Below are 7,954 nucleotides of genomic sequence, written 5' to 3' on the forward strand. Positions count from 1 at the left end.
GTAGTCGAGGGCCGTGACCGCGTCACCGTGGTCGTGGTTGCGCACGATGCCGGTGAACTGCACGAGTGCGCCGTTGGCCGAGTCGAGCACGAAGGCCTCGATGGCGGCGGCGTCGAGAGACTCGTCGGAGATGAGGGCGAGGTGCTCAGCCATGCGCGCCATCGCCGGCCACCTGCGCGGTGAGGTGCACGAGCAGGCCGTCGAGGCAGGCGAGGCCGTCGCGCACCCCTCCCGTCGACCCCGGAAGGTTGATGATGACCGTGCCGCCGGCGACCCCGGCGAGGCCGCGGCTGAGGGATGCGGTTGCCGTTGTCGTGAGTCCCCGCGCCCTGATCGCCTCCGACACGCCGATGAGCTGGCGGTCGAGCAGGGGCGCGGTTGCCTCTGGGGTGCGATCGGTCGGGCTGACGCCGGTGCCGCCCGTCGTGATGATGACGGCGGGTGCCGTGGAGAGCACCTCGCGAAGGCCAGCGCCGATGTGCTCGTCGGCGACAACCCGCACGCCGTCGACGGCGAAGCCCTCGCGCTCGAGCCAGTCGGCGATGAGCGGGCCGGTGGTGTCCTCGCGGGTGCCGGCCGCACCCGCCGTCGAGGCGACGACGACCGCGGCGGTGTGCGGTCGGATGGCGGTCTCGACCGGTGGTGCCGGCTGGGGGGAGGTGCGGGTCCAGTGGCCGGTCTTGCCGCCCGTCTTCTCGAGAAGGCGGATATCGGTCATGGTGGCGGCGGCATCCACGGCCTTCACCATGTCGTGCAGGGTGAGCCCCGCAACGGCGACGGCGGTGAGCGCCTCCATCTCGACGCCGGTCGTGCCAGTCGTCTTCGCCGTCGCGGTGACGACGATCGACGAGGCCTCGAACTCGAACTCGACGGCGACGCTCGACAGCGGGATCGGGTGGCACAGCGGTATGAGCTCGCTCGTCTTCTTCGCCCCCTGGATTCCCGCGAGGCGCGCGGTCGAGAGGACATCGGCCTTCGGCATGCCATCGGCGCGCACGAGGGCGACGACCTCCGGTGTCGTGACGAAGCGACCGGATGCCGTCGCGGCCCGCGCGGTCACCGGCTTGTGGCCGACGTCGACCATGCGTGCGCGTCCATCGGAGTCGAGGTGGCTGAGGCTATCGGGGGCGTGCTCACTCATAGCTCCCACACTTCCACCATTTCGCCGCTCGCGAGCGAAGTCACAGCTTCTGGCACGACAACGAGCGCGTCGGCGGCAGCCAGCCCCGCGACGAGGTGCGAGCCGGGCCCGGACGAGACCTCGACACTGCCGTTCACGTGCAGTCGTGCGCGCAGGAACTGCCGCTTGCCGCTGACAGAGGCGAGGGGGGCGGCGAGGGGTCGCGCGCTCTCGCGGCGGGGGGCGAGCCCGGCGAGCTCGCGCAGAACGGGGGCGACGAACACCTCGAAGCTCAGCTGGGTGCTTACCGGGTTGCCGGGGAAGCAGATGACGGGAACGCCCTCGAAGACCGCCGTGGCCTGCGGGCCACCTGGCTGCATCGCGAGGTGCTCGACCGCGGCCCCGCGCGGCTCGAGCAGTTCGCGCACCACCTCGTAGTCGCCCTTCGAGATGCCGCCGGAGGTGAGGATGACATCGGCGACACCGACCGCCTCGTCGAGCACAGAGAGCAGCAGCGCCGGCTCGTCGGCGACATGGGCGGCAAGGGCGACCTCGGCTCCCGCGGCGACGGCCGCGCTGACGAGCGCCACCTGGTTGGAGTCGTAGACCTGGCCGGGTTCGAGATCCGATCCCGGCGGCCGCACCTCGGAGCCGGTGCTGATCACGGCGACCCGCACCCGGCGAACGACCTCGACCTCGGCGATGCCAGCGGCCGCGAGCACCGCGAGGTGCCGCGAGGCGAGCAGCTGGCCAGCGGGCAGCAGCTCGTCGCCGGCAGAGACGTCGGAGCCGCGGTCGCGCACGTACTCTCCAGAGTGACGGGCGCGGGCGATGGTGACGGTGGTGCCGGTGACCGTTGTATCTTCGACGGGCACGACCGCATCCGCGCCCTCGGGAACGACGGCGCCGGTCATGATGCGCACGGCGGTGCCCGGGAGCAGCGCAGCGGGGGCGGCGGCGCGCGCGGCGACCTCGCCGACGATGGGGAGGGTGGTGCTGGCCTCGAGGTCGAGGGCACGCACGGCGAAGCCGTCCATCTGCGCGTTGCGGAACAGCGGAAGGTCGACGGGCGAGAGCGTGGCTCTCGCTGTGCGCCGGCCAAGGGCGGCGTTCACGCCGACGGTTTCGACGCCGAGATCGACGGTCAACAGCTGTCTGACCCGCGCCGCATGCTCCTCAACCGACCGGTGCATCAGTACCTCGCCATCCGCGTGTCGATCGAGCGTGCCCACGCATCGATGCCGCCCTCGAGGTGGCGGGCCGTCAACCCGGCGTCGCGCAGGATGGCGAGACCGCGCTGCGATCGCACCCCGAGGTGGCAGTACACGACGTAGTCGGCGGCGGGGTCGAGCTCGTCGACGACGTCGGGCAGCGAGCCGAGCGGGATGACAAGCGCGCCGGGGAGGGCGGCGATCTCTGCCTCCCAGGTCTCACGCACGTCGATGAGGGTGAGCCCGCTCGCCGCGCTGAGCTCTGCGGCGGTGATGGAGCCTGCCCCGTGGGTTGAGTAGGCCGTTTGCGGCCGTATCGAAACCACCCCGCAGAACGCCTCGTAGTCGATCAGCTCCGTCACCGGCTCGCTCGACCGCTCGAAGACCAGTTCGCGAAACCCGCCACTGAGCGCGTCGTAGGTCGTCACGCGTCCGCTGAGGGGACGCCCGACGCCCGTGAGCACCTTGACGACCTCGGTTGCCATGATCGCCCCCACGATGCCGACGGTGGTCGGCAGCACCCCTCCCACCTCGCAGCTGTCGACACTGCCGGGCGGTGGAGGAGTGGGGAAGAGGTCTCTGTATCCGGGCCCGCCGGGGAGCGCGACACTGGCCTGGCCGCCGTACTGCGACACCGCGCCCCACACGAGCGGGATGCCCGTGAGCGTCGCGGCGTCGGCGACGAGATAGCGGGTGGGAAAGTTGTCGGAGCCATCGACGACGAGGTCGTACTGCGCAAACAGGGGGAGCGCGGCGTCGGCGGTGAGACGCTGCTCGTGCAGAACGACGGCCGTGGAATTGAGGCGCCGGATGCTGGCGGCTGCCGAGCGGGACTTCGCCGTTCCGACATCCTCCGTTCCATGCACGAGCTGCCGGGGAAGGTTGCTCAGCTCGACCGTGTCGTCGTCGACGATGCCGAGGGTTCCGACGCCGGCGGCCGCGAGGGCTGGCAGCACGTGGGAGCCGAGGCCGCCCGCGCCGATGACGAGCACCCGCGCCTGCTCGAGTCGCTGCTGTGCTGGCGCGCCGAAGCCCGGCAGCACGACCTGGCGGGAGTAGCGGGCATCCATTCTCCGATTCTCCCACCGAGGCCGGGGGTGCGGTCAGCGCGCCCTCCGCTCCCTCCCTGCCAAATGCAGGCCACGGCGACGGATGAGGGGTCGGGCCGCCCGATATCGCGCGGCATTGGCGTGCCGCTGGCCTGCATTTGGCAGGTTGGTGGCGGGATACAGGGCGGGGATTCCCGCAGATGCGGGATAAACTGCGCTCTATGACCGCATTCAAGGTTTCGGAGGCCGCCGAGCTGCTCGGAGTCAGCGACGACACCATCCGCCGCTGGGCCGATGCGGGGCGATTGACGCTCAGCGGGTCGCCCGCACTCATTGACGGCACCGAGCTCGCCCACCTCGCGCAGCAGCTCGCCACCGAGCCGAGCGAGAGCCACTCGAGCGCCCGCAACCGCTTCACCGGGCTCGTGACCCGGGTGGTCAAAGACGGCGTGATGGCCCAGGTCGAGATCCAGGCCGGGCCTTTTCGGGTGGTCTCGCTCATCAGCCGGGAGGCCGCCGACGAGCTGCGTCTCGAGCCCGGCGTTCTCGCGACGGCGAGCGTCAAGTCGACCAACGTCGTGGTGGAGACGGCGTGAGGTGGCTCGCCTTTGGGCTGCTGCTCGCTGTGCCGGGCTGCGCCCAACAGCCAGCACCGCCAGAGACCGTCACGGTCTTCGCCGCGGCGTCGCTCACCGAGTCGTTCGAGCAGCTCGCGCAGGCGTTCGAGAAGGCGCACCCCGAAACGACGGTGGTGTTCAACTTCGGCGGCAGCTCCGGCCTCGCGGTGCAGCTCGCCGAGGGCGCGCCGGCCGATGTGTTCGCCGCAGCGAACACCTCCGTCATGGAGGCCGCGAACCAGGGCGATGAGCCCGTCGTCTTCGCGACGAACGTGCTGCAGATCGCCGTGCCAGCAGGCAACCCCGGCGACGTGACCGCACTCGCCGACTTCGCCAACCCCGACCTCGCGATCGCCCTCTGCGCGCCAGAGGTGCCGTGCGGGGGTGGTGCGGCCCGGCTGTTCGATGCCGCAGGCATCACACCCTCCGTCGACACCTACGAGCAGGATGTGAAGGCGGTCGTCACCAAGATCGCCCTCGGCGAGGTGGATGCCGGCATCGTCTACCTGACCGACGTGCGCGCGGCCGATGGCGTCGAGGGCATCCCCGTCGAGGCGGAGCCGGTCGACTACCCGATCGCCGCGCTCACCGACCGCGGCCGTGCCTTCATCGACTTCGTGCTGTCGGCCGAGGGCCAGGCGATTCTCGCGGAGGCCGGCTTTGGCGCGCCGTAGGTCATCCCTCGCCCCCGTGCTCTGGGTTCCGGCCGGCATCGGCCTCGCGCTGCTCGTGCTGCCGCTCGCCGCGCTCGCGGTGCGGGCGCCATGGGCAACCCTTCCTGCTCTGCTGCAGCAGGACGCGGTCGCGAGCGCCCTCGTGCTCTCCCTCGTGACCGCGCTCGCCTCGACGCTCGTCAGCCTGCTGCTCGGCATTCCGCTCGCGGTCGTGCTGGCCCGCTCCGCGACCTGGCCCGCCATCCCTCGCCGCCTTCTTCGCGCGCTCGTGACCGTGCCTCTCGTGCTTCCTCCCGTCGTCGGAGGCGTCGCCCTTCTCCTGCTCCTCGGCCGCACCGGCCTCATCGGCCAGTGGCTGCCGTTCACCCTCCCGTTCACCCCCGCTGCGGTGGTCATCGCGCAGGTCTTCGTGGCCATGCCGTTCCTCGTGCTCGCTGTCGAGGGCGCGCTGCGGGCATCCGACCGACGGTTCGAGGTCGCGGCGGCAACGCTCGGGGCATCACGGTTCACCGTGTTTCGACGCATCACCCTTCCGTCGATCGCGCCCGGCGTCGCCGCCGGTGCCCTGCTGAGCTTCACCCGCGCCCTCGGCGAGTTCGGTGCGACCATCACCTTCGCCGGAAGCTACCCCGGCACGACCCGCACCCTGCCGATCGCGACATACCTGCAGCTGCAGACCAACCCGGATGCCGCCATCGCCCTCTCGCTCGTGCTCATGCTGGTCTCGGTGGTCGTGCTCGTCTCGCTGCGGGACCGCTGGGTGCCGGGGGTGACCTCGTGAAGGCACGTCTCCAGGTCACCCGCGGAGAGTTCGAGCTCGACCTCTCGCTCGACGTCGAGCCGGGGCGCGTGCTCGCGCTCCTCGGGCCCAACGGCGCGGGCAAGTCGACCGCGCTCGCGGCTCTCGCCGGTCTCGTCGACAACGGGGGCAGCATTCGGCTCGGTGACCGCCTGCTCGACGACGTGCCGACGGAGCACCGCCGCATCGGCTTCGTCTTCCAGGACTACCTGCTCTTCCCGCACCTGACCGTGCTCGACAACGTCGCGTTCGGGGCCACGCGCGAGATCGCGCAGGACTGGCTGCGGCGCTTCGACCTGAGCGACCTCGCGAACGTGCGGCCGCCGCGGCTCTCCGGCGGGCAGGCACAGCGGGTCGCGCTGGCCCGCGCGCTCGCGACCGACCCCGACCTCCTGCTGCTCGACGAGCCGCTCGCTGCCCTCGATGTGTCCATTCGTTCCAGCATTCGCGACGACCTCGCGTCGCACCTTCGCTCCCTCGAGATTCCCACCATCGTCGTCACGCATGACTTCGAGGATGTCGTGGCTCTTGCCGACGACGTCATCGTCATCGAGAACGGCGCCGCAACCCAGCGCGCGACGGTGCGCGACCTCGTGCGGGAGCCAGCGACGCCCTACATCGAGCGGCTCGTGCGGGACTGGTCGGAGGACTAGAAGCGGTCGACTAGCCGAGCAGCCGCCGCCACGCCACCTCGCGCTCGAGCTGCCCGGTCTCGAGGAATAACTTCACCTGCGCAGTCTCGCCCAGTGCCTCCACGAGCTCCTCAGCCGGCGCCCGCCAGAAGCCGAGCTTCTGCCAGAACGGGCCGGACCGGCGGCTGAACAGCCACGCGGTCGTGGCTCCGGCCAGCTGCGCCTCGAGGATGGCGAAGGTGGCGTTGCGCAGGCCGAGTCCGGTGCCGCGCAGGTCGGGGCGCACCGCAACACTGCGGATGAGGGCGTGCGAGCCGACCAGCTCGAAGCCGGTGGTGCTGGTGATGGCGCCGTCGGCATCCTGGTCCATCCAGAGCTGGGCGCTCGAGAGCCCGGCGACGGTGAGGTCTGCCTCGACGAGGAAGGCCTCGACGAGGGGGATGTCGGCTGGAGTGACCCGTCTCACGCGGGCCCGGGGCGCCCGAGGTGGCCGAGCAGCGCCACCACGAGGGTGATGAGCGCAGCAAGCAGCATGCCCAACCCGATGTGCACGGTCAGCAGCAGGGCGCCAACGAAGGCGCCGAGCGCGATCAGTGCGACCGCGAGGAGGCGTCGTGCCCATCGGGCATTGCCGCCGCCGCCGAAGACCGAGTCGAAGGCGAGGCCGACGATGGTGGAGGTGACGACGACCGTCGTGACGTCGGCGACCCCGATGTGGCGGGCGGCGCCCGCCTGCACGCCCATGGCGAGACCGAGGAGGCCGGTGACCGTGTAGTTGAGCCATTCCGGGCGGGGGTCGATCACGAGCGCGACGATCGCGGCGGCGAGCAGGATGACGCCGACGACACCGAACAGGGTGGTGTTGAGGCCCGACCAGCCGGCCGGTCGACCCTTGAGCGTGCGCCCGGAGACGGCCGCACCGGCCATGAACGCGAGCAGCGCGATGACCGGCCCGATGATCGGCAGGTCGTCGGCACCGGCGACGGCCATGCCGAGAATGACGACGTTGCCGGTCATGTTGCCGGTGAACACCTTGTCGAGGCCGAGGTAGCCGACCGCGTCGATGACGCCGGTCGAGAAGGTGAGCGCGAGCATAAGCCCGAGGTGCAGCCCGGCGGGATGAGAGCGGAGGTAGGCGACCATTACGGTAGACGTTACTGGAGGTGGGCATGGCGCTACAGCCGGGCGAGGGCCCGATCAGGTCGGCCACGTACCTGCCCGCCGATCCGTCTGCGGTGCTGTGGGGTCGGCTGCCGTGCGCGACCGACAGCCCGGTGCTGACGATCGACTCCGGCACGGAGGTGACGGTCGACACCATCTCGCACGAGGGAATCCTCGAAGACCAGGGCCGGGATCCGCGTCGCTTCTTTGCGCAGTTCGGCGACCTCGAGGTGCTGGATGACGCCATCGCCCTCGCCGCATCGGCCTACGACCGCGGAGATGGCGGCCCGCACGTCGTCACGGGGCCGATCCGGGTGACCGGCGCTCTACCGGGCGACCTGCTCAAGATCACGGTCGTCGAAACCCTGCAGCGGGTGCCCTACGGCGTGATCTCCAATCGACACGGGCGCGGTGCCCTGCTCACGGGCGAGATCGAGCCGTTCAGCGTCTTCGCCGCGTCGGATGGCGAGTTCGGGTCGCTGCCAACCGCCGGTCGCGACGTGCGGTTCGCCCTCAACCCCTTCCTCGGCATCATGGGCGTCGCGGTCGCGGGCGAACGACGCACGAACTCGATCCCGCCGGGAGCGCACGGCGGCAACATCGACATCAACCTGCTCACCGTCGGGGCGTCGCTCTACCTGCCGGTGCAGGTCGCCGGAGCCCTTGCCTACGTTGGCGACCCGCACTTCGC

General features: G+C 70.9%; 11 protein-coding genes. 5 read left to right on the top strand and 6 right to left on the bottom strand.

What is annotated here, in order from left to right:
• The 4 genes from AC14A7_RS03135 to AC14A7_RS03150 form a co-directional block, all read right to left on the bottom strand.
• The coding region (locus tag AC14A7_RS03135) for a molybdenum cofactor biosynthesis protein MoaE (protein WP_484006438.1) at nt 1-162 on the bottom strand (162 nt) is incomplete at its 3' end.
• Nucleotides 146-1,141 (bottom strand): bifunctional molybdenum cofactor biosynthesis protein MoaC/MoaB, encoded by a 996-nt coding sequence (moaCB, locus tag AC14A7_RS03140; protein WP_484006428.1) that lies wholly within the window; start codon nt 1,139-1,141, stop codon nt 146-148. The genes moaCB and AC14A7_RS03135, both read right to left, overlap by 17 nt.
• Entirely contained in the window at nt 1,138-2,313 is a 1,176-nt protein-coding gene (locus tag AC14A7_RS03145) for a molybdopterin molybdotransferase MoeA (protein WP_484006429.1), read from the bottom strand. The genes moaCB and AC14A7_RS03145 overlap by 4 nt, the downstream gene beginning before the upstream one ends.
• Nucleotides 2,313-3,401 carry a ThiF family adenylyltransferase gene (locus tag AC14A7_RS03150; protein ID WP_484006430.1) on the bottom strand — a complete coding sequence of 363 codons (1,089 nt, stop codon included), beginning with the start codon at nt 3,399-3,401 and terminating at the stop codon, nt 2,313-2,315. Before AC14A7_RS03150 ends, AC14A7_RS03145 begins: the two co-directional genes overlap by 1 nt.
• 200 nt (nt 3,402-3,601) lie before the next feature.
• On the opposite strand from AC14A7_RS03150, the gene AC14A7_RS03155 reads away from it, so the two are divergent.
• From AC14A7_RS03155 to AC14A7_RS03170, 4 genes are read left to right on the top strand one after another with little or no spacing between them, the layout of a single operon-like run.
• On the top strand, nt 3,602-3,976 hold the full coding sequence (locus AC14A7_RS03155; RefSeq protein ID WP_484006431.1) for a TOBE domain-containing protein: 375 nt from the start codon (nt 3,602-3,604) through the stop codon (nt 3,974-3,976).
• Nucleotides 3,973-4,671, top strand: coding sequence for a molybdate ABC transporter substrate-binding protein (modA, locus tag AC14A7_RS03160; protein ID WP_484006432.1), 699 nt, complete (start codon nt 3,973-3,975; stop codon nt 4,669-4,671). Before AC14A7_RS03155 ends, modA begins: the two co-directional genes overlap by 4 nt.
• On the top strand, nt 4,658-5,452 hold the full coding sequence (gene modB / locus AC14A7_RS03165; protein ID WP_484006433.1) for a molybdate ABC transporter permease subunit: 795 nt from the start codon (nt 4,658-4,660) through the stop codon (nt 5,450-5,452). The genes modA and modB overlap by 14 nt, the downstream gene beginning before the upstream one ends.
• On the top strand, nt 5,449-6,123 hold the full coding sequence (locus AC14A7_RS03170) for an ABC transporter ATP-binding protein (protein WP_484006434.1): 675 nt from the start codon (nt 5,449-5,451) through the stop codon (nt 6,121-6,123). Before modB ends, AC14A7_RS03170 begins: the two co-directional genes overlap by 4 nt.
• A 10-nt stretch (nt 6,124-6,133) precedes the next feature.
• Here the strand turns inward: AC14A7_RS03170 and AC14A7_RS03175 are convergent, their stop codons facing one another.
• Nucleotides 6,134-6,568, bottom strand: a complete 435-nt coding sequence (locus AC14A7_RS03175; RefSeq protein WP_484006435.1) for a GNAT family N-acetyltransferase — start codon at nt 6,566-6,568, stop codon at nt 6,134-6,136.
• Nucleotides 6,565-7,245, bottom strand: a complete 681-nt coding sequence (locus tag AC14A7_RS03180) for a YoaK family protein (protein ID WP_484006436.1) — start codon at nt 7,243-7,245, stop codon at nt 6,565-6,567. The genes AC14A7_RS03175 and AC14A7_RS03180 overlap by 4 nt, the downstream gene beginning before the upstream one ends.
• A 26-nt stretch (nt 7,246-7,271) precedes the next feature.
• Between AC14A7_RS03180 and AC14A7_RS03185 the strand changes: the two genes are divergently transcribed.
• Nucleotides 7,272-7,954, top strand: a 683-nt coding sequence (locus tag AC14A7_RS03185) for an acetamidase/formamidase family protein (RefSeq protein WP_484006437.1), incomplete at its 3' end; no start/stop codon positions are given.

It is taken from the genome of Conyzicola sp. (assembly GCF_057073975.1).

What these genes read in the sequence shown, in the direction of transcription:
- moaCB (WP_484006428.1), bottom strand. Translation starts at nt 1,141, where the DNA reads ATGAGTGAGCACGCCCCCGATAGCCTCAGCCACCTCGACTCCGATGGA.
- AC14A7_RS03145 (WP_484006429.1), bottom strand. Translation starts at nt 2,313, where the DNA reads ATGCACCGGTCGGTTGAGGAGCATGCGGCGCGGGTCAGACAGCTGTTG.
- AC14A7_RS03155 (WP_484006431.1), top strand. Translation starts at nt 3,602, where the DNA reads ATGACCGCATTCAAGGTTTCGGAGGCCGCCGAGCTGCTCGGAGTCAGC.
- AC14A7_RS03150 (WP_484006430.1), bottom strand. Translation starts at nt 3,401, where the DNA reads ATGGATGCCCGCTACTCCCGCCAGGTCGTGCTGCCGGGCTTCGGCGCG.
- AC14A7_RS03180 (WP_484006436.1), bottom strand. Translation starts at nt 7,245, where the DNA reads ATGGTCGCCTACCTCCGCTCTCATCCCGCCGGGCTGCACCTCGGGCTT.